Here is a 20,530-nt window from a genome sequence, read left to right on the forward strand (position 1 = left end):
CACCGCCCCATGCCCGACCGCAAACATCTCGGCAGTAGCCACCAGATAATTTTTTTCCTTAAGCTCCTCAGAAATCTGCGAGGCCCGCCACGGCTCGGGCACTTCGATCCAGAAGTGCGGGCTATGGGAATGAGTTTTGTACACCAAGCCCTCCAGCACACCACTTACCAACGCCTTGCGCCGACCGATCTCGGCAATCTGCTGGCCCAGCAACTGCTCGGCAATGCCGTTTTCTATCCACAGACTCGCCACCTCCAGCGACAACGGGCTGGCCATCCAGCACGTCCCGCGCACTGCTGCGCTCAAGCGTCCGATCAACGGTTGCGGCGCATGCAGGTAACCGACTCGCAAACCCGCCGAAACCGCCTTGCTCAGGCTGCCGATCAGCACTGAGCGCTCCGGGGCGAAATGGCTCAAGGGTAACGGCCGCTGTTGAGCCAATACCGCGTGGGCTTCGTCTTCAAAGATCAACAGATTGTGCTGCCGACAGACCTCTGCAATCGCCTCGCGCCGTGCGACGGACATCACTGCAGCCGTAGGATTCTGGATCGTCGGTGTGCAATACAGCGCCGACACTCGATGGTTGCGGCAAACCTCCGCCAGGGCATCGGGCATCAGTCCTTCATCATCCATCCCGACGCCGATCAGTTTTATCCCGAGCTGGCGTGCGACGCTGATCAACCCCGGGTAGGTCATGTGCTCCGTCACCAACATATCGCCCGCCTTGAGCAATCCCATCAAGGCACACAACAGACCGTGCTGGCCGCCGTTCACGCAAACGATATGCTCGGCGCTCGGGACAAACTCTTTATGCTTGAGCCAGTGCGCGCCCGCCGCACGGTAGCGTACCAATCCAGCCTCGGCGCTGTAGCCCCCGAGGTGTTGCAAGGCCTCAGGATCAAGGGACAACGCTTGCAGGCTCTGACTCAAAAAAAGCGCTTCCTGCCCCGGAATCGGTTGATTGCGGCTCATGTCAAAAAACGCCCGCGGTTCATCGCTGACATTGCGAAAGCCACCATCCCGCGGTCGTTCCATTCCGCGCTGACGTACATACGTGCCGTCGCCCACCCGCGCGATCACCAATCCCACACGTTCGAGTTCACCGTAAGCGCGACTGATGGTGCCGATGGTCACGCCGAGGCTATCCGCCAACAACCGATGAGGCGGCAATTTGCAGCCTGGCTCGATCAGCCCTTCAGCGATGCCTTTTTCAATCGCGTCGGCGAGGCGTTTGTATTTCACCCCCAGACCGTTCGCCAGGCCGTCGCGCAGGATTGACACCATGGCAATACTAGTTTTGACAGTCATTCCAGCCCCGAATAGCGTGCTTTAAACAGGTTCAATCAGGGATAGACCTTTTGCAGATGAAGGTCAACTCCGAACATAAAAGGAGCTCGCTCATGTCCATTGCCGTCAATGCACCTTCATGTACCGCAAAACCCTGGCTCGCCGCCTTGGTCACCAGCGTGCTGTTCCTGATCGTGTGCCTGAGCTGGGGCACCACGTGGCTGGGGATCAAGATTGCCGTTGAAAGCGTGCCGCCACTGACCGCCGCCGGCCTGCGGTTCCTCATCGCCTTCCCGCTATTTCTCGGCTTCGCCCTGATCCGTCGTGAACCGCTGCTGTTTCCCAGAGAAAGTCGCTGGTTCTTTGTCTTCGTCACGTTGACGTATTTCAGCCTGCCGTATTACTTGCTCAACTACGGCGAGATGCACGCTTCGTCCGGCCTGACCGCGCTGCTGTTCAGCTGCATGCCGGTGTTCATCCTGCTGTTTTCCGCGCTGTTTTTGCGGGAGAGAGTCTACCCCTCGCAAATGCTAGGCATCGCCATCGGTTTCGGCAGCCTGTTCATGATCATCCGCAGCCAAGGGCTGCATCTGGACCATGCCGAAATGTTTGGGGTATTGGCGATCCTCTGCGCCGCGGTGATGCATGCGCTGTGTTACGTGGTGACGAAAAAACACGGCACGGCGATCAGCGTGATTACCTACAACACGCTGCCGATTGGCATTGCCGGGGTGATGCTGTTTGTCGCCGGATTGAATGTCGAAGCACCGGTGTTCGATGCCATCACCGCGCGTTCGTGGAGCGCCCTGCTCTATCTGGGGCTGGTGGCGTCGGTGGGCGGGTTTATCGTTTACTTCGTGCTGCTCAAGCGGCTGAGCCCGATCATCCTGTCGTTTGTGTTCATCATTTTTCCAGTGTTCGCGGTGATCATCGGTGCCTGGTACGAGGGGCAAACCTTGTCCCGGGAACTGATGATGTACTCGGCGATTTTGCTGACGGGGTTTGCGATCACCAAATTGCCCATCGAAAAATGGCTCAACGGATAAACACGGGCACGCGTAGGAGCTGCCGAAGGCTGCGATCTCTTGATTCTGCTTTTAAAAGCGAAGATCAAAAGATCGCAGCCTTCGGCAGCTCCTACGGGGGGATTGGTGTTTATCCGATCAAATGACGAACAGGTCGACAAACCGGTTCACCGGTGTCGCCTCAAGCGCAGCCTGATCCTTGCACAACGCAAAAATCTCGGCGCTGCGTTGGGCGTTGAAGCGGGTCGCCAGGTTGGCCTTGAACTTGTCTTCCAGCAACGGAATGCCGTCGGTGCGACGACGGCGATGGCCGATCGGGTACTCCACCAACACGTTCTCGGTGCTGGAGCCGTCCTTGAAGAACACCTGTATCGCATTGGCGATGGAGCGTTTGTCGGCCTCCAGGTACTCGCGGGTGTAGCGTGGGTCTTCGACGATGACCATTTTTTCGCGCAGCACATCGATGATCGGGTGCGCCGCGTGGAAGTCGTCCTCGTACTGTTCGGCCACCAGATTGCCGAACGCCAGCGGCACGGCTGTCATGTACTGAATGCAATGGTCACGGTCCGCAGCGTTGGCCAGCGGGCCGACCTTGGAGATGATACGGATCGCCGATTCGTGGGTGGTGATGACGATTTTGTCGATTTCGTGCAGGCGATTTCTGACTTGCGGATGCAACGTCACGGCCGCTTCGCAGGCCGTTTGCGCGTGGAATTCGGCAGGGAAGCTGATTTTGAACAGCACGTTTTCCATCACGTAGCTGCCGTATGGTCGGGAGAAGCTGAACGCGCGCTTGTCTTCGGGCTTGAGCGCCAGGTCGTTGTTGGTGTGGCTGAACAACACGTCGTAGAAGCCCCACTGTTTGGCGGTCAGTACGCCGGGGATGCCCATCTCGCCACGCATTGCGATGTCCGCCAGACGCACGCCACGGCTGGACGCATCGCCTGCGGCCCAGGATTTTCGTGACCCGGCATTGGGTGCATGACGGTAAGTGCGCAGCGCCTGTCCGTCGGCGAAGGCGTGAGACAACGCGGACAACAGTTGCTCTCGATTGGCGCCCATCAGCTTGGCGGTGACAGCAGTCGAGGCGACTTTCACCAGGATGACGTGATCAAGGCCTACGCGATTGAATGAGTTTTCCAGCGCGATCACGCCCTGGATTTCGTGAGCCATGATCATGGCTTCGAGTACCACGCGAACGGTCAGCGGCGCGTCGCCATTGGCCACGCGTTTTTGCGAAAGATGATCGGCCACCGCGAGAATGCCGCCGAGGTTATCGGACGGATGGCCCCATTCGGCGGCGAGCCAGGTGTCGTTGTAATCGAGCCAGCGAACGATGCAGCCAATGTCCCACGCTGCCTTGACCGGGTCGAGGCGATAACTGGTGCCGGGGACGCGAGCGCCGAACGGGACGACGGTGCCTTCCACCATGGGGCCAAGGTGTTTGGTGCATTCGGGAAAGCGCAGGGCCAGCAGGCCACAGCCCAACGTGTCCATCAGGCAGTTGCGCGCGGTGTCGAGGGCTTCGGCGGATTGGATCTTGAAGTTGAGGACGTAGTCGGCGATGTCCTGCAGGACCGTGTCGTAGTCGGGGCGGTTGTTCAGGTCGACGTTGGCGCTCATGTTCGATTCACTCTTGAAGTGGTTCGTTAATGGGACCTCGGTTCAGGGGGCAATCTCAGTCAGTTACTACTTTCTTATTTTGGCAACGGGATCAAATGTAGGAGCTGCCGAAGGCTGCGATCTTTTGATTTTGCTTTTAATAGGCAAGATCAAAAGATCGCAGCCTTCGGCAGCTCCTACAAGGTATGCATCGGTTAGAAAGAGTCGCCCGGAATACGGACAAAGCCTTCCATCAACACCCGCGCACTGCGGCTCATGATGGCTTTGTTCACGGTCCACTCGCCGTTCACCTGGCTGGCTTCAGCACCCACGCGCAAGGTGCCGGACGGATGCCCAAAGCGCACGGCATTGCGTTCGATACCGCCCGCTGCAAGATTCACCAACGTGCCGGAAATCGCCGCCGCCGTACCGATAGCCACCGCCGCCGTGCCCATCATCGCGTGGTGCAATTTGCCCATGGACAGCGCCCGCACCAGCAGATCGACATCACCCGCCGCAATCGCTTTACCACTCGAAGCAACGTAGTCCGCAGGCTTGGCCACAAAGGCAACCTTAGGCGTGTGCTGACGCTTGGCCGCTTCGTCCAGATCCTTGATAAGGCCCATGCGCAATGCGCCGTAAGCCCGAATGGTTTCAAACATCAGCAGCGCTTTCGGATCACTGTTGATCGCGCCTTGCAGCTCAGTGCCGGTGTAACCGATGTCTTCGGCGCTGACGAAAATCGTCGGAATACCGGCATTGATCATGGTCGCCTTGAAGGTTCCGACGCCGGGCACTTCGAGGTCATCCACCAGGTTGCCGGTAGGGAACATCGAACCACCGCCGCCCTCTTCTTCCGCCGCCGGGTCCATGAATTCGACCTGCACTTCAGCGGCCGGAAAGGTCACGCCGTCGAGTTCGAAATCACCGGTTTCCTGCACTTCACCATTGGTGATCGGCACGTGGGCGATGATGGTCTTGCCGATGTTGGCCTGCCACACGCGAACCACAGCAACGCCGTTGTGCGGGATGCGGCTGGCGTCCACCAAACCATTGCTGATGGCGAACGAACCGACCGCCGCCGACAGGTTGCCGCAGTTGCCGCTCCAGTCGACGAAAGGCTTGTCGATGGACACCTGACCGAACAGGTAATCGACGTCGTGATCGGCCTTGATGCTTTTGGACAGGATCACGGTTTTGCTGGTGCTGGAGGTCGCGCCGCCCATGCCGTCGATTTGCTTGTCATACGGGTCGGGGCTGCCGATCACGCGCAGCAACAAGGCATCGCGAGCAGGCCCTGGAATCTGTGCCGCTTCGGGCAGGTCTTTCAGGCTGAAGAACACGCCTTTACTGGTGCCGCCGCGCATGTAGGTGGCGGCGATTTTAATTTGAGGGGCGATTTGAGGTGCGTGAGCCATGTCATTCCTCTATTGGCCAACAGGGGATTCGAAACCCCCTGTGGCTCTAAGTTTTAAACGGCGACGGCCGATTCCAGGAAGTCCTGAGCGAAGCGTTGCAGCACGCCGCCGGCCTCATAGATCGACACTTCTTCGGCGGTGTCGAGGCGGCAGGTCACCGGCACTTCGATGCGTTCGCCGTTCTTGCGGTTGATCACCAGCGTCAGCTCGGCACGCGGGGTGCGCTCACCGATCACGTCGTAGGTTTCGCTGCCATCGATGCCCAAGGTTTTGCGGTCGGTGCCCGGTTTGAACTCCAGCGGCAGCACACCCATGCCCACCAGGTTGGTGCGGTGAATGCGCTCGAAGCCTTCGGCTGCAATCGCTTCCACACCCGCCAGACGCACACCTTTGGCCGCCCAGTCGCGGGACGAACCCTGACCGTAGTCGGCGCCGGCGATGATGATCAGCGGCTGCTTGCGTTCCATGTAGGTTTCGATGGCTTCCCACATGCGCATAACCTGCCCTTCCGGCTCGACGCGAGCCAGCGAACCCTGTTTGACCTTGCCGTTTTCCTGAACCATTTCGTTGAACAGTTTCGGGTTGGCGAAGGTGGCGCGCTGCGCAGTCAAATGGTCGCCCCTATGAGTTGCGTAAGAGTTGAAGTCCTCTTCCGGCAGGCCCATTTTCGCCAGGTATTCGCCGGCGGCGCTGTCGAGCATGATCGCGTTCGACGGCGACAGGTGATCGGTGGTGATATTGTCCGGCAGCACTGCCAGCGGGCGCATGCCCTTGAGCGGACGTGCACCGGCCAGCGCGCCTTCCCAGTACGGCGGACGGCGGATGTAGGTGCTCATCTCGCGCCAGTCGTACAGCGGCGTCACTTTCGGGCCGGTGTCTTCGTGGATGGCGAACATCGGGATGTAGACCTGACGGAACTGCTCCGGCTTGACCGACGCTTTCACCACCGCGTCGATCTCTTCGTCGCTCGGCCAGATGTCTTTCAGGCGGATTTCTTTGCCGTTTGCATCCAGGCCCAGCACATCTTTTTCGATGTCGAAACGGATGGTGCCGGCGATGGCGTAAGCCACAACCAACGGCGGCGACGCGAGGAACGCGTTCTTGGCGTACGGGTGGATCCGGCCGTCGAAGTTGCGGTTACCGGACAACACGGCAGTGGCGTACAGGTCGCGGTCAATGATCTCTTGCTGAATCATCGGATCCAGCGCGCCGGACATGCCGTTGCAGGTAGTGCAGGCGAAGGCGACGATGCCGAAACCGAGTTGTTCCAGCTCACTGGTCAGGCCGGCTTCGTCCAGGTACAGCGCGACGGTTTTCGAACCCGGCGCCAGGGACGATTTGACCCACGGCTTGCGGGTCAGCCCGAGCTTGTTGGCATTGCGCGCCAGCAGGCCGGCGGCGATGACGTTGCGCGGGTTGCTGGTGTTGGTGCAACTGGTGATGGCGGCGATGATCACTGCGCCGTCCGGCATCTGGCCGGGCACTTCGGTCCACTGACCGGAGATGCCTTGAGCCGCGAGATCCGAGGTGGCAACGCGTGCGTGCGGGTTGCTCGGGCCAGCCATGTTGCGCACCACCGAGGACAGGTTGAAGGTCAACCCGCGCTCGTATTGCGCATTCTTCAAGCTGTCAGCCCAGAGGCCGGTTTGCTTGGCATAGTTCTCGACCAACTGCACCTGTTCGTCTTCACGGCCAGTAAGTTTGAGGTAGTCGATGGTCTGCTGGTCGATGTAGAACATCGCTGCGGTGGCGCCGTATTCCGGGGCCATGTTGGAGATGGTCGCACGGTCGCCGAGGGTCAGCGCGGCTGCGCCTTCGCCGAAGAACTCCAGCCACGCACCGACGACTTTTTGTTGACGCAGGAACTCGGTCAGCGCCAGCACCATGTCGGTGGCGGTGATGCCCGGTTGCAGCTTGCCCGTCAATTCGACGCCGACGCTTTCCGGCAGACGCATCCACGACGCGCGGCCAAGCATCACGCTTTCAGCTTCCAGGCCACCGACGCCGATGGCGATCACGCCCAGCGCATCGACGTGCGGGGTGTGGCTGTCGGTGCCGACGCAGGTGTCGGGGAACGCCACACCGTCACGCACCTGGATCACCGGAGACATTTTCTCCAGGTTGATCTGGTGCATGATCCCGTTGCCCGGCGGGATCACATCAACGTTCTTGAAGGCTTTTTTGGTCCAGTTGATGAAGTGGAAACGGTCTTCGTTGCGACGGTCTTCGATGGCGCGGTTCTTCTCGAACGCCTCCGGATCGAAGCCACCGCGCTCGACGGCCAGGGAGTGATCGACGATCAATTGTGTTGGTACCACCGGGTTCACTTGCGCCGGGTCGCCACCTTGCAGGGCGATGGCGTCACGCAGGCCGGCGAGGTCGACCAGCGCGGTCTGGCCGAGAATGTCGTGGCACACCACGCGGGCCGGGAACCATGGGAAGTCGAGGTCGCGTTTGCGCTCGATGAATTGCTTCAGGGATTCGGTGAGCGTGGCCGGGTCGCAGCGACGCACCAGGTTTTCCGCCAGCACGCGGGAGGTGTACGGCAGGGTGTCGTAGGCGCCGGGCTGGATGGCTTCGACAGCCGCACGGACGTCGAAGTAATCCAGATGGCTGCCGGGCAGCGGTTTACGGAATTCAGTGTTCATCGTCAGGACTCGGTCACGGTAGTTTCAAAAGGTGGGGCCTTTCGCCGACGCTGAAATGAACTCGGTCAAATGTGGGAGCGGGCTTGCTCGCGAATGCGGTGTATCAGTCGACATCAATGTTGAATGTCAGTCCGTCTTCGCGAGCAAGCCCGCTCCCACAATGGTTCCCGGTTCATTCAGCAACCTGCGTGGTCAGCCCCCACCATTCAGCGTTGTTCGATTGGCACGAACTTGCGCTGTTCGACGCCGACGTACTCGGCGCTCGGGCGGATGATGCGGTTGTTGGCGCGTTGTTCGAACACGTGCGCCGCCCAGCCGGTCAGGCGCGAGCAAACGAAAATCGGTGTGAACAACTTGGTCGGGATGCCCATGAAGTGGTACGTCGACGCATGGTAGAAGTCGGCGTTCGGGAACAGCTTCTTCTGTTCCCACATGGTCTTGTCGATGGCTTCGGAAACCGGGAACAACACGGTGTCGCCCACTTCGTCAGCGAGTTTTTTCGACCAGCCCTTGATCACCTCGTTGCGCGGATCGTTGTCCTTATAGATCGCGTGACCGAAGCCCATGATCTTGTCCTTGCGCTCGAGCATGCCGAGGGTGCCTTTGATCGCCTCTTCCGGCGAGCTGAAGCGCTCGATCATTTCCATCGCCGCTTCGTTGGCGCCACCATGCAGCGGACCGCGCAGCGAGCCAATAGCCGCCGTGACGCAGGAATACATGTCCGACAGGGTCGAGGCGCAAACCCGTGCGGTGAACGTCGAGGCGTTGAACTCGTGTTCCGCGTAGAGGATCAGCGAAACGTTCATCACTTTGACGTGCAACTCGCTCGGCTTCTTGTCGTGCAGCAGGTGCAGGAAGTGGCCGCCGATGGATTGTTCGTCGCTCACGCAGCTGATGCGTTTGCCGTCATGGCTGAAGCGATACCAGTAGCACATGATCGCCGGGAACGCGGCCAGCAAACGGTCAGTCACGTCGTGTTGTTCGCAGAAGTCTTGCTCCGGCTCGATGTTGCCCAGGAACGAGCAACCGGTGCGCATCACGTCCATCGGGTGGGCGTCGACGGGGATGCGCTCCAGCACTTCTTTGAGCGCTTGCGGCAGGTCGCGCAGCTTGCTCAGTTTGCTGATGTAAGCGGCGAGTTGTGTTTTGGTCGGCAGTTCGCCGTACAGCAGCAGGTAGGCCACTTCTTCGAATTGTGCGTCAGCCGCCAGTTCGCGAACGTCGTAGCCACGATAGGTCAGGCCTGCGCCCGACTGGCCCACGGTGGACAGTGCGGTTTGCCCGGCAACCTGGCCACGGAGCCCGGCGCCACTGAGTACTTTTGCTTCGGCCATTGCTGTCTCCAATCTTGAATTTGTTAGGGAATCGGCAAGTTGTGATTCATCAGGTCTTTTGGGTGTTGCCGAAAAGATCGCAGCCTTCGGCAGCTCCTACATCGACCGCGTTCGACAACAACCCTGTAGGAGCTGTCGAGTGAAACGAGGCTGCGATCTTTTGATCTTTATTTCTTCGCCGCAAACAACGCATCGAGCTTCTGCTCGAAGGTGTGGTAGTCGATGCGATCGTAAAGCTCCATGCGGGTCTGCATGGTGTCGATGACGTTCTGTTGCGTGCCGTCACGACGGATTGCGGTGTAGACGTTTTCTGCGGCTTTGTTCATCGCGCGGAACGCCGACAGCGGGTACAGCACCAGCGACACATCAGCAGCGGCGAGTTGCTCGGTGGTGTACAGCGGCGTCGCGCCGAATTCGGTGATGTTGGCCAGGATTGGCGCTTTCACGCGGCTGGCGAACAGCTTGTACATGTCCAGTTCGGTGATGGCTTCCGGGAAGATCATGTCGGCGCCAGCCTCGATACACGCGGCGGCGCGATCCAGCGCAGATTCCAGACCTTCCACCGCCAGGGCGTCGGTACGGGCCATGATCACGAAGCTGTCATCGGTGCGCGCATCGACGGCTGCCTTGATCCGATCGACCATTTCCTGCAGGGACACGATCTCTTTATTAGGACGGTGACCGCAGCGCTTGGCGCCGACCTGGTCTTCGATGTGAATCGCCGCCGCGCCGAACTTGATCATCGACTTGACGGTACGCGCGACGTTGAACGCCGAAGAACCGAAACCGGTGTCCACGTCCACCAACAGCGGCAGGTCGCAGACGTCAGTGATGCGGCGCACGTCGGTCAGCACGTCGTCCAGGCCGGTGATGCCCAGGTCCGGCACGCCGAGGGAGCCGGCAGCCACCCCGCCACCCGACAGATAAATAGCCTTGAAACCGGCGCGCTTGGCCAGCAGCGCGTGATTGGCGTTGATCGCGCCGACCACTTGCAGCGGATGTTCGCTGGCGACCGCATCGCGGAATCGCTGGCCTGGAGTGCTCTTGTTGGAACTCATGACTCACCTCGTTCAGTGGCTGTCTGGTTTGCGCCGTCCTGGTAGTGACGAGCGATATTGCGTTTGGAGGCGCCGATGTGGCGGCGCATCAACAACTCGGCCAGTTCACCGTCACGGTCGGCGATGGCGTCGAGAATTCGGTGGTGCTCGGCAAAGGCCTGACGCGGGCGATTGGGCGTGGTGGAAAACTGGATGCGGTACATGCGCACCAGTTGATAGAGCTCGCCGCAGAGCATCTGAGTCAGGGTGCGGTTGCCGCTGCCCTGGATGATTCGGTAATGGAAGTCGAAATCGCCTTCCTGCTGGTAGTAGCCGACTCCGGCCTGAAACGCCGCATCGCGCTCATGGGTTTCGAGAACCCGGCGCAGTTCGTCGATTTCTTCGAGGGTCATGCGCTCGGCCGCCAGACGGCAGGCCATACCTTCGAGAGATTCGCGGATTTCGTAGAGTTCCAGCAGCTCGGCATGGCTCAACGAAACCACCCGCGCGCCGACGTGCGGCACGCGAACCAGCAGGCGCTGGCCTTCCAGACGGTGGATCGCCTCACGCAACGGCCCGCGGCTGATGCCATAGGTGCGCGCCAGTTCCGGCTCGGAGATCTTGCTGCCCGGGGCGATCTCGCCCTTGACGATGGCCGCCTGAATGCGCCGGAAGACGTTCTCGGAAAGTGTCTCTGAATCGTCTTGGGCAATGACCGGGGGATCGAGTTGATCCAACATATTGTCGACACCTTGAAAGCTGATGCCGCAAAAACTAGCGAATACAGACCTTTTAGTCAAAGGATAAATAGGTATTGTCGACAATCGTCTAATAACCGACTGCACCATAACGACGCACCCCCCCTGTTTATAGCCGCCCCCCGGCGCTGGCGCCATAAAACCACCGTGCTAGAATGCCGCCCGCATTTGTTTGTGACATCTGCACTGCTTGTCATAAACAGCTGATAGGCATACGAGGGAGCTTGCGCAGCGATGCCAGGGCCTTGAATCGAAGTACGGACCGCTGCGCACCAGGATTTATGAGACTCAAGCCCTTCCCGACGTTCCTTTACCTTATTTGCCTGCCCGGTTTCGCCGCGGCGGGGGAAAAGACCGTGTACGGCCTCAATGAGTACGCCTCCCTGGACGGTATCAACCTGGAGGTCGCCGCCAAACTCGACACCGGGGCGAAAACCGCGTCCCTGAGCGCCCGAGACATCAAACGCTTCAAACGCAATGGCGAGTCCTGGGTGCGTTTTTACCTGGCCATCGACACCGCTCACTCGCACCCGATCGAACGGCCACTGGCCCGCGTCAGCAAGATCAAGCGCCGGGCCGGCGACTACGACCCGGAAGAAGGCAAGAAATACACCGCCCGTCCGGTGATCGAGCTGAATATCTGCATGGGTTCGGCTTTACGTAGCATCGAAGTGAACTTGACCGACCGCAGCGCCTTCCAATACCCGCTCCTGATCGGCTCCGAAGCGCTGAAACGCTTCGATGCGCTGGTCGACCCCAGTCTTAAATACGCTGCTGGCAAACCCGCCTGCGCCACCGACGCTCATACCGCAGAGTAATTCCAATGCGCTCTCTTACCCTTCACCTGAAATTCCTGATCGCCATCCTGGTGGTGCTGGGTATTTCAGTCACGGCCTATCAGATCTTCGTGCTCGGCATCCCCGTGACCGAAGACGCCACCGACGACTTGTGGAACATCGACGCCAAAGTCGAGTTCGTCGCCAGTGCCAAGGACCCGGTCAAGATCCAGATGTTCGTGCCGCCGCTGAGCCGCGATTACGTCAGCCTCAACGAGAGCTTCATTTCCAATAACTACGGCGTGGCCGTGAACCGTGCCGACGGCAACCGCAAAGTCACCTGGTCGGCGCGTCGGGCCAAGGGCAACCAGACCCTTTATTACCGCCTGGTGCTGACCAAGCGCTACACCGGTGAAAAATCCAAGATCAAAGGGCCAACCTTCCGCGACAGCATCGCCGTCGAAGGCGCGGAAAAAATCGCCGCCGAAGCCCTGCTCGCACCGATCCGCCAGCACTCGGCCGACGTTGAAACCTTCATCGGCGAAGCCATCAAGCGCGTCAACAACCTTAGCGACGACAATGTGAAACTGCTGCTGGGTGGCGATCCATCCGCCGCGAACAAAGCCAAAATCGTCGAGCTGGTACTGTCCATCGCCCACGTGCCGATAGAAAAGGTCCACACCATTCGCCTGGTGGCCGACCAACCGCAAATACCTGAACTCTGGCTGCGCAGCTTCAACGGCACCGACTGGCTGTACTTCAACCCGGAAACCGGTGAACAGGGCCTGCCGACCGACCGCCTGCTGTGGTGGACCGGCGACGAAAACCTGATCACCGTCGATGGTGGCAAGAAGGCCAACGTGACATTTAGCCTGAACAACAGCGAAATGAACGCGATTCGCCTGGCCAAGCTGACCGACGAAAACACCGACGCCAACTTCCTCGAATACTCGCTGTACGGCCTGCCGCTGCAAACCCAGCAGACCTTCATGATCATGGTGATGATCCCGATCGGTGTGCTGGTGATCCTGATCCTGCGCAACCTGATCGGCATTCAGACCCTCGGCACCTTTACTCCGGTGCTGATCGCCCTGGCGTTCCGGGAAACCCAGCTCGGCTTCGGTATCGCGCTGTTTACGATCATCACTGCGTTGGGCCTGTCGCTGCGCTCCTACCTTGAACACTTGAAGCTGCAAATGCTGCCGAGACTGTCGGTGGTACTGACCTTCGTGGTGGTGCTGATCGCGACGATCAGCCTGCTCAGCCATAAACTCGGCCTGGAACGCGGGTTGTCGGTAGCGCTGTTCCCGATGGTAATTCTGACGATGACCATCGAACGCCTGTCGATTACCTGGGAAGAACGCGGTTCCGGCCATGCCATGAAAGTGGCGATCGGTACGCTGTCCGCTGCGTCTCTGGCGCACCTGATCATGACCGTGCCAGAGCTAATTTACTTCGTGTTCACCTTCCCGGCGATCCTGCTGATTCTGGTGGGCTTCATGCTGGCCATGGGTCGCTATCGCGGCTACCGCCTGACCGAACTGGTGCGTTTCAAGGCTTTCCTGAAGAAGGCTGACGCCTGATGTTCGGCTTCTGGAAAACCTGGAAGGCCCTGGAAGCCCGGGGCATCATGGGAATCAATCGGCGTAACGCAGACTACGTGCTCAAGTACAACAAGCGCAGTCTGTACCCGATCGTCGATGACAAGATCATCACCAAGGAACGCGCGATCGCCGCCGGCATTCATGTGCCGGAACTGTATGGCGTGATCTCCACCGAGAAAGAAATCGACAACCTCGACGACATCATCGGCGGGCGCAACGACTTCGTGATCAAACCGGCCCAGGGCGCGGGCGGTGACGGCATCATTGTGGTGGCCGACCGGTTCGAGGGGCGCTATCGCACAGTGTCCGGCAAGATCATCGACCATGAGGAGCTCGAGCACCATATCTCGAGCATCCTCACCGGCCTGTATTCCCTGGGCGGGCACCGCGACCGCGCGCTGATCGAATACCGGGTGATCCCGGACCAGATTTTCAAAAGCATCAGCTATGAAGGCGTGCCGGACATCCGCATCATCGTGCTGTTGGGTTACCCGGTGATGGCCATGCTGCGCTTGCCGACGCGCCAGTCCGGCGGCAAGGCCAACCTGCACCAGGGCGCCATCGGCGTCGGTGTTGACCTCGCGACCGGGCAGACGTTGCGCGGCACCTGGCTGAACAACATCATCAACAAACACCCGGACACCACCAACGCGGTGGACGGCGTGCAACTGCCCTACTGGGACGGTTTCATGAAGCTCGCCGCCGGCTGCTACGAGCTGTGCGGGCTGGGTTATATCGGTGTCGACATGGTGTTGGACCAGGAGAAAGGGCCGCTGATTCTTGAGCTCAACGCCCGGCCTGGGCTGAACATTCAGATTGCCAATGATTGCGGGCTGACGTTGCGCACCCATGCGGTCGAAGCGCGCCTGGAGGAGATGAAGGCTCGCGGGATTACTGAGACGGTGAGGGAGCGAGTGGAGTTTGTTCAGGAGATGTTTGGGCATATTCCGGCCGTTGAGGGCTGACCTGTCTCTCACCCATTGCCCCCAATCTACCAATCCCCGACATCCCCTCTAGGAGCAATTCCCCGAGGGGACTACAATCGCCACCCCGCCTCGATGGCTGATCTGCCCCGCCCATGTTGACCTGTTCCGTACACCCGCTTCCCTATCGCGCCAACCCCGCCGAGTACTTCGCGGCGACTCGTCATGCCCCCGGTGCCGTGCTGCTCGACAGTGGTCGACCAACCGCCGATCGCGGCCGCTACGACTTGCTCAGTGCCTGGCCACTGGAGCAAATAGCGGTACTGCCTGACGAAAGTGGCGGCGATTTCCTGCAACGCCTTCGCGACAATCTGACACGACTCGGTGAAGCGGCTGTTCCTTGCGACTTGCCCTTCGCTGGCGGCCTCATCGGTTACCTGAGCTACGACTTCGGTCGGCATCTGGAGAATCTTCCGAGTCAGGCGCAGGACGATCTGCAATTGCCCGACGCACATTTCGGGCTGTATGACTGGGCGCTGATCAGCGATCACCAACTGAGTACAAGTCAGTTGGTCTTCCACCCGTCGCTGATCGACAGCGAACGTCAGCGTCTGATCACGCTATTCAGTGAGCCGAAGGCTGAAGCAGTCGAGTCTTTCAAGTTGAAAGCCCCGATGAAGGCAGACCTTAGCGCTGACGAGTATCGCCACGCGCTAGAACGCATTCAGCATTACATCCAGGCCGGCGACTGTTACCAGGTCAACTTCGCCCAGCGTTTCCGCGCGCAGTGCCAGGGCGATCCATGGGCCGCGTATTGCGCGCTGCGGGCGGCGTGCCCGACGCCGTTTTCCGGTTTTCAAAGCTTGCCCGACGGCGGTGCGGTGTTGAGCCTGTCGCCAGAACGCTTCGTCAAAGTCAGCGAACGCCATGTGGAAACCCGCCCGATCAAAGGCACCCGCCCTCGCGGACTGACCGCTGCCGAAGATGCGGCAAACGCCGCCGAACTGCTGGCCAGCCCCAAGGACCGCGCGGAAAACCTGATGATCGTTGACCTGCTGCGCAACGACCTCGGCCGTACGTGCCGTATCGGTTCGGTGCGGGTGCCGGAGTTGTTCAGCCTGGAAAGCTACCCGAACGTGCATCACTTGGTGAGCAGTGTCACCGGAGAACTGGCGGATGACCGGGACGCGCTGGACCTGATCGCTGGCAGCTTCCCTGGCGGCTCGATTACCGGCGCACCGAAAATTCGCGCGATGCAGATCATCGACGAGCTGGAGCCGACGCGTCGCGGGTTGTACTGCGGGTCTTTGCTGTATCTGGACGTGCGCGGCGAGATGGACAGCTCCATCGCGATTCGCAGTTTGCTGGTCAAGGATGGGCAGGTGTGTTGCTGGGGCGGTGGCGGGATCGTCGCGGATTCCGAGTGGCAGGCCGAGTATCAGGAATCGATTACCAAGGTAAAAGTACTGCTCGATACCTTGCAGAGCCTTTAAAAGCATCGTCGGAACGCCGCCCGGAGCAAGCTCGCTCCCACAGGTGATCACCGATCCCTGTGGGAGCGAGCTTGCTCGCGATGACGTCCTCCCAGACGACTACAAACTCAACGCCCGATTCGAAGCCTTGATGAATTCCTGCTTCAGCTCTTCAAAACTATGCACCGCCGGGAACTGCGGAAACTCGCGAATCACATTGTCCGGCGCATGGAACAGAATCCCCGCATCTGCCTCACCCAACATCGTGGTGTCGTTGTAGGAATCCCCCGCCGCGATCACCCGGTAGTAAAGGCTCTTGAAGGCCAAAACCGACTGGCGCTTGGGATCTTTCTGACGCAACTGATAGCTCGTCACCCGACCGGAATCGTCAGTAATCAGACGATGGCAGAGCAAGGTCGGGAAGCCCAGTTGACGCATCAACGGCTGGGAGAACTCATAGAATGTGTCCGACAGAATCACCACCTGAAAGCGCTCACGCAGCCAGTTGACGAACTCGATGGCGCCATCCAGCGGCTTGAGCGTGGCGATCACTTCCTGGATGTCGGTGAGTTTCAAGCCGTGCTCGTCGAGAATCCGCAGACGCTGCTTCATTAGCACGTCGTAGTCGGGGATGTCCCGGGTGGTAGCCCTGAGGGACTCGATCCCGGTTTTTTCGGCGAATGCGATCCAGATTTCCGGGACCAGTACACCTTCAAGATCCAGACAGGCAATTTCCACAAGACACTCCCATTTGTATTGATTATTGAGTCGAGCGAGCCAAAAAGACTGCCGAACTCTAGCGACTCAGGCTGACCGGTGCAACGCATAGGGCGCGCCAGTCGCTGCAGGATTTTGTTACCATCAGCCACATATAGAGCGCCCAGCGCCACCGACCTGTAGGAAGCCGCCCTGATGAGCCCATCGTTCGATGTCGTGGAACTCGCCACGACCTATGCCAACAAATCCGCCCAGGACATCCTGAAACTCGCGTTCGCCGAGTTTGGCGATGACCTGTGGATATCTTTCAGCGGCGCCGAAGACGTGGTGCTGGTAGACATGGCCTGGAAGCTGAACAAGAACGTCAAAGTGTTCAGCCTCGATACCGGCCGTTTGCACCCCGAGACCTATCGCTTCATCGATCAGGTGCGTGAGCACTACAAGATCGACATCGAACTGGTGTCGCCGGACTACACCAAGCTCGAACCTTTCGTGAAGGAAAAAGGCCTGTTCAGTTTCTACAAGGACGGCCATGGCGAATGCTGCGGCATCCGCAAGATCGAGCCACTACGTCGCAAGCTCTCGGGTGTGACGGCCTGGGCCACCGGTCAGCGTCGGGATCAGAGTCCTGGAACTCGCAGCGCCGTCGCAGTGCTGGAAATCGACACCGCGTTCTCCACCCCGGAACGCACCCTGTACAAATTCAACCCACTGGCGCAAATGACCAGTGAAGAGATCTGGGGCTACATCCGCATGCTCGAGCTGCCGTACAACAGCCTGCATGAGCGCGGGTTCATCAGCATCGGCTGCGAACCCTGCACCCGTCCGGTGTTGCCGAACCAGCACGAGCGCGAAGGTCGTTGGTGGTGGGAAGAAGCGACGCAGAAAGAATGCGGGCTGCATGCGGGCAACATCATCAGCAAATCCAAGGCGTAATCTTGAGCCTTGTGAGATCCAATGTGGGAGCGGGCTTGCTCGCGAAAGCGGACTGACATCCAACATTGATGTCGACTGACACAACGCTTTCGCGAGCAAGCCCGCTCCCACAGGTTCTATGATCGGCTCCAAAAATGTGTACACACGAATGTCACCATAGGTGCCATTTGTGTGTGCACTTTTAATTTAAGCGCCCCAAAAAGTTACACGCCCCTGCCCTGACTCCCTCAGTCGACCTTTCATACACATCCCTCTGAAAAATAAATACCTGTTCAAACAGTCAATTTATATCGTTTTTATTTCAGTCATTTATCGCGAACAAATAACAAAACGAAATTGGCGGCAGAATTCATAGATCGCTGACTGGCATGGATCTGGCTTAAGTGCATACATGTTTTGTATACAATCACATCAAAACATACACACACTTTAGATCCGCAAGCCTGAAGCGCCCTATCCCGTACAGGCTGCAGATGCCCCGTAACCAATGATGCTGACTGCCCGCGACGAAGATTTGTCGAGCCAACGCTCATGCACAGTCATCGCGACGCCAAGCTCGGAGCCTGCCGGAATGCGTACTAGCCTCTCCAATAACAACATCGCGCTGGATCTGCCCTCCTTCCCACCCACTTCACCCCCTCACGACCAAACGTTTCAAGAACCCGTCGTACTCAGCCCTCGCCTGCACAACAAGGACCTGGCGCCGACCAAGGCCGAAGGTCGACGCTGGGGCCGCTACAGCATCTTCGCCCTGTGGACCAACGACGTTCACAACATCGCCAATTACTCATTCGCCATCGGGCTGTATGCCCTCGGACTGGGCGGCTGGCAAATCCTGCTGTCCCTGGGGATCGGCGCGGCGTTGGTATATTGCTTCATGAACCTCTCCGGCTACATGGGGCAAAAGACCGGCGTGCCGTTTCCTGTCATCAGCCGGATCAGTTTCGGCATTCACGGGGCGCAAATTCCTGCATTGATCCGCGCCGTTATCGCCATCGCCTGGTTCGGAATTCAAACCTACCTGGCCTCGGTGGTCTTTCGCGTATTGCTGACAGCGGTGCATCCCGGCTTCGCCGACTACGACCACAATTCGATCCTCGGTCTATCGAGTCTGGGCTGGGTGTGCTTCGTGGCGATCTGGTTCGTGCAACTGGCGATTCTCGCCTATGGCATGGAAATGGTGCGGCGCTACGAGGCGTTCGCCGGGCCAGTGATTCTGCTGACCGTCGCCGCCCTCGCCGGGTGGATGTACTTTCAGGCCAACGCGACCATCGCCTGGTCGATCCGCGAACCGCTGACCGGCGGCGAGATGTGGCGCAACATCTTTGCCGGTGGTGCGTTGTGGCTGTCGATCTACGGCACGCTGATCCTCAACTTCTGCGACTTCGCCCGTTCTTCGCCGTGCCGCAAGACCATCAAGGTCGGCAATTTCTGGGGCCTGCCGGTGAATATTCTGGTGTTCGCCAGCATCACCGTCCTGCTCTGTGGCGCGCAATTTCAGATCAATGGCCGGATTATCGAAAGCCCGACCGAGATCATCGCCTCGATTCCCAACACCTTCTTTCTGGTGCTCGGTTGCCTGGCGTTCCTGATAGTCACCGTGGCGGTGAACATCATGGCCAACTTCGTCGCCCCGGCCTTCGTGCTGAGCAACCTGGCGCCCAAATACCTGACATTCCGCCGCGCCGGCCTGATCAGCGCGACCATCGCGGTGCTGATCCTGCCGTGGAACCTCTACAACAGCCCGCTGGTGATCGTGTATTTCCTGTCCGGCCTTGGCGCGCTGCTCGGCCCGTTGTACGGGGTGATCATGGTCGACTACTGGCTCGTACGAAAAGGTCAGGTCAACGTGCCGCAGTTGTACAGCGAAGACCCCAGCGGCGCTTATTACTACAGCCGCGGAGTAAATTTACGCGCCGTCGCGGCGTTCATTCCTGCCGCGCTGATCGCCATCGTCCTGGCGCTGGTACCGGGTTTCGACAGCATATCGCCCTTCTCCTGGCTGATTGGTGCCGGGATTGCCGGGATGCTCTACCTGATCATCGCCAAACGGCAGCCTTATTACGCAGACGTCAGCGGTGAAGCTATCGCCGTCGATAACGTCAGCCATTAATCCCCTGGTGGCCCGGCACCGTCGGGCCGCAGAACCACCCGCTATAAGGACTTCCCATGCGAATTCTCGTGGTCAACGTCAACACCACCGAGTCCATCACCCAGGCCATCGCCCGTTCGGCTCAGTCCGTGGCCGCGCCAGGCACGGAAATCATCGGCCTGACGCCCTACTTCGGTGCTGACTCCATCGAAGGCAATTTCGAAAGTTACCTGGCCGCTATCGCGGTGATGGACCGGGTGATGTCCTACGACCAACCCTTCGATGCCGTGATCCAGGCCGGTTACGGTGAACACGGCCGCGAGGGTTTGCAGGAGTTGCTCAACGTGCCGGTGGTGGACATCACCGATGCGGCGGCCAGCACGGCAATGTTCCTCGGCCATGCCTACTCGGTGGTCACCACGCTGGACCGCACCGTCCCACTGATCGAGGATCGCCTCAAACTGTCCGGACTCTGGGACCGTTGCGCGTCTGTGCGGTCCAGTGGCTTGGCGGTGCTGGAACTGGAATCCGATCCTGAGCGTGCGTTGGAGGCAATTATTCGTCAGGCGGAATTGGCCGTGCTTGAAGACAAGGCCGAGGTGATTTGCCTGGGCTGCGGCGGCATGGCCGGGCTGGATGAACAGATTCGTCAGCGCACCGGCGTGCCGGTGGTGGATGGTGTGACGGCGGCGGTGACGATTGCCGAGTCGTTGGTGCGATTGGGCTTGTCGACTTCCAAGGTGCGGACTTATGCGACGCCGCGGCCGAAGAAAATTATCGGCTGGCCGGGGCGGTTTGGGCGATGAGTTCGCACTGAACCGAGTCGCCGCCATCGCGAGCAAGCTCGCTCCCACATTGTTTTGCGTCGTTCACAAATCCCCTGTGGGAGCGAGCTTGCTCG

General features: G+C 59.5%; 16 protein-coding genes. 8 read left to right on the plus strand and 8 right to left on the minus strand.

Annotation, left to right across the window (positions count from 1 at the left end; all coding sequences use genetic code 11):
• A partial coding sequence (locus E3W21_RS21720) for a PLP-dependent aminotransferase family protein (RefSeq protein ID WP_134421846.1) occupies positions 1–1,308 on the minus strand: 1,308 nt, incomplete at its 3' end.
• Between the two features lie 92 nt (positions 1,309–1,400).
• Between E3W21_RS21720 and E3W21_RS21725 the strand changes: the two genes are divergently transcribed.
• Positions 1,401–2,333 (plus strand): DMT family transporter, encoded by a 933-nt coding sequence (locus tag E3W21_RS21725; RefSeq protein WP_134421792.1) that lies wholly within the window; start codon positions 1,401–1,403, stop codon positions 2,331–2,333.
• 117 nt (positions 2,334–2,450) lie between these two features.
• Here the strand turns inward: E3W21_RS21725 and prpD are convergent, their stop codons facing one another.
• From prpD to E3W21_RS21760, 6 genes are all read right to left on the minus strand, one after another.
• On the minus strand, positions 2,451–3,935 hold the full coding sequence (prpD, locus tag E3W21_RS21730; RefSeq protein ID WP_134421793.1) for a 2-methylcitrate dehydratase: 1,485 nt from the start codon (positions 3,933–3,935) through the stop codon (positions 2,451–2,453).
• A 194-nt stretch (positions 3,936–4,129) separates the two neighbouring features.
• A complete protein-coding gene (gene prpF / locus E3W21_RS21735; protein ID WP_134421794.1) occupies positions 4,130–5,332 on the minus strand; it encodes a 2-methylaconitate cis-trans isomerase PrpF in 1,203 nt (400 codons plus the stop codon).
• A gap of 53 nt (positions 5,333–5,385) precedes the next feature.
• Complete coding sequence (gene acnD / locus E3W21_RS21740) at positions 5,386–7,980, minus strand: Fe/S-dependent 2-methylisocitrate dehydratase AcnD (protein ID WP_134421795.1); 2,595 nt, start codon at positions 7,978–7,980, stop codon at positions 5,386–5,388.
• Between the two features lie 206 nt (positions 7,981–8,186).
• Entirely contained in the window at positions 8,187–9,314 is a 1,128-nt protein-coding gene (gene prpC, locus E3W21_RS21750; protein WP_134421796.1) for a 2-methylcitrate synthase, read from the minus strand.
• A gap of 167 nt (positions 9,315–9,481) precedes the next feature.
• Entirely contained in the window at positions 9,482–10,372 is an 891-nt protein-coding gene (gene prpB, locus E3W21_RS21755) for a methylisocitrate lyase (protein ID WP_008146328.1), read from the minus strand.
• Positions 10,369–11,088: a GntR family transcriptional regulator gene (locus tag E3W21_RS21760; RefSeq protein ID WP_177327884.1), complete on the minus strand. Its 720-nt coding sequence runs from the start codon at positions 11,086–11,088 to the stop codon at positions 10,369–10,371. The genes prpB and E3W21_RS21760 overlap by 4 nt, the downstream gene beginning before the upstream one ends.
• A gap of 302 nt (positions 11,089–11,390) precedes the next feature.
• Between E3W21_RS21760 and E3W21_RS21765 the strand changes: the two genes are divergently transcribed.
• The 4 genes from E3W21_RS21765 (at position 11,391) to pabB (ending at position 15,905) form a co-directional block, all read left to right on the plus strand.
• Positions 11,391–11,927 (plus strand): ATP-dependent zinc protease, encoded by a 537-nt coding sequence (locus E3W21_RS21765; RefSeq protein ID WP_134421797.1) that lies wholly within the window; start codon positions 11,391–11,393, stop codon positions 11,925–11,927.
• A 5-nt stretch (positions 11,928–11,932) separates the two neighbouring features.
• Positions 11,933–13,468 (plus strand): inactive transglutaminase family protein, encoded by a 1,536-nt coding sequence (locus E3W21_RS21770; RefSeq protein ID WP_134421798.1) that lies wholly within the window; start codon positions 11,933–11,935, stop codon positions 13,466–13,468.
• Positions 13,468–14,454 carry an alpha-L-glutamate ligase-like protein gene (locus E3W21_RS21775; RefSeq protein WP_129442764.1) on the plus strand — a complete coding sequence of 329 codons (987 nt, stop codon included), beginning with the start codon at positions 13,468–13,470 and terminating at the stop codon, positions 14,452–14,454. Before E3W21_RS21770 ends, E3W21_RS21775 begins: the two co-directional genes overlap by 1 nt.
• Before the next feature lie 113 nt (positions 14,455–14,567).
• Positions 14,568–15,905: an aminodeoxychorismate synthase component I gene (gene pabB, locus E3W21_RS21780; protein ID WP_134421799.1), complete on the plus strand. Its 1,338-nt coding sequence runs from the start codon at positions 14,568–14,570 to the stop codon at positions 15,903–15,905.
• Positions 15,906–16,004: 99 nt separating this feature from the next.
• Here pabB and thrH read toward each other — a convergent pair whose 3' ends face one another.
• Positions 16,005–16,622 (minus strand): bifunctional phosphoserine phosphatase/homoserine phosphotransferase ThrH, encoded by a 618-nt coding sequence (thrH, locus tag E3W21_RS21785; RefSeq protein ID WP_056744191.1) that lies wholly within the window; start codon positions 16,620–16,622, stop codon positions 16,005–16,007.
• Between the two features lie 174 nt (positions 16,623–16,796).
• Between thrH and E3W21_RS21790 the strand changes: the two genes are divergently transcribed.
• The 3 genes from E3W21_RS21790 to E3W21_RS21805 all read left to right on the plus strand — a co-directional run bounded on the left by E3W21_RS21790 (position 16,797) and on the right by E3W21_RS21805 (position 20,435).
• A complete protein-coding gene (locus E3W21_RS21790; protein WP_008042297.1) occupies positions 16,797–17,537 on the plus strand; it encodes a phosphoadenylyl-sulfate reductase in 741 nt (246 codons plus the stop codon).
• Between the two features lie 571 nt (positions 17,538–18,108).
• Positions 18,109–19,650, plus strand: a complete 1,542-nt coding sequence (locus E3W21_RS21800; RefSeq protein ID WP_134421800.1) for an NCS1 family nucleobase:cation symporter-1 — start codon at positions 18,109–18,111, stop codon at positions 19,648–19,650.
• A gap of 56 nt (positions 19,651–19,706) precedes the next feature.
• Entirely contained in the window at positions 19,707–20,435 is a 729-nt protein-coding gene (locus E3W21_RS21805; protein WP_134421801.1) for an aspartate/glutamate racemase family protein, read from the plus strand.
• Positions 20,436–20,530: the final 95 nt, after the last annotated feature.

Source organism: Pseudomonas sp. F01002 (assembly GCF_004402115.1).
Taxonomy (GTDB): Bacteria; Pseudomonadota; Gammaproteobacteria; order Pseudomonadales; family Pseudomonadaceae; genus Aquipseudomonas; species Aquipseudomonas frigoris.

Bases quoted from the DNA above. Each gene is read 5' to 3' on its own strand.
- E3W21_RS21725 (WP_134421792.1), top strand. From the start codon at position 1,401: ATGTCCATTGCCGTCAATGCACCTTCATGTACCGCAAAACCCTGGCTC.
- prpD (WP_134421793.1), bottom strand. From the start codon at position 3,935: ATGAGCGCCAACGTCGACCTGAACAACCGCCCCGACTACGACACGGTC.
- prpF (WP_134421794.1), bottom strand. From the start codon at position 5,332: ATGGCTCACGCACCTCAAATCGCCCCTCAAATTAAAATCGCCGCCACC.
- acnD (WP_134421795.1), bottom strand. From the start codon at position 7,980: ATGAACACTGAATTCCGTAAACCGCTGCCCGGCAGCCATCTGGATTAC.
- prpC (WP_134421796.1), bottom strand. From the start codon at position 9,314: ATGGCCGAAGCAAAAGTACTCAGTGGCGCCGGGCTCCGTGGCCAGGTT.
- prpB (WP_008146328.1), bottom strand. From the start codon at position 10,372: ATGAGTTCCAACAAGAGCACTCCAGGCCAGCGATTCCGCGATGCGGTC.
- E3W21_RS21765 (WP_134421797.1), top strand. From the start codon at position 11,391: ATGAGACTCAAGCCCTTCCCGACGTTCCTTTACCTTATTTGCCTGCCC.
- E3W21_RS21770 (WP_134421798.1), top strand. From the start codon at position 11,933: ATGCGCTCTCTTACCCTTCACCTGAAATTCCTGATCGCCATCCTGGTG.
- E3W21_RS21775 (WP_129442764.1), top strand. From the start codon at position 13,468: ATGTTCGGCTTCTGGAAAACCTGGAAGGCCCTGGAAGCCCGGGGCATC.
- pabB (WP_134421799.1), top strand. From the start codon at position 14,568: ATGTTGACCTGTTCCGTACACCCGCTTCCCTATCGCGCCAACCCCGCC.
- E3W21_RS21790 (WP_008042297.1), top strand. From the start codon at position 16,797: ATGAGCCCATCGTTCGATGTCGTGGAACTCGCCACGACCTATGCCAAC.
- E3W21_RS21800 (WP_134421800.1), top strand. From the start codon at position 18,109: ATGCGTACTAGCCTCTCCAATAACAACATCGCGCTGGATCTGCCCTCC.
- E3W21_RS21805 (WP_134421801.1), top strand. From the start codon at position 19,707: ATGCGAATTCTCGTGGTCAACGTCAACACCACCGAGTCCATCACCCAG.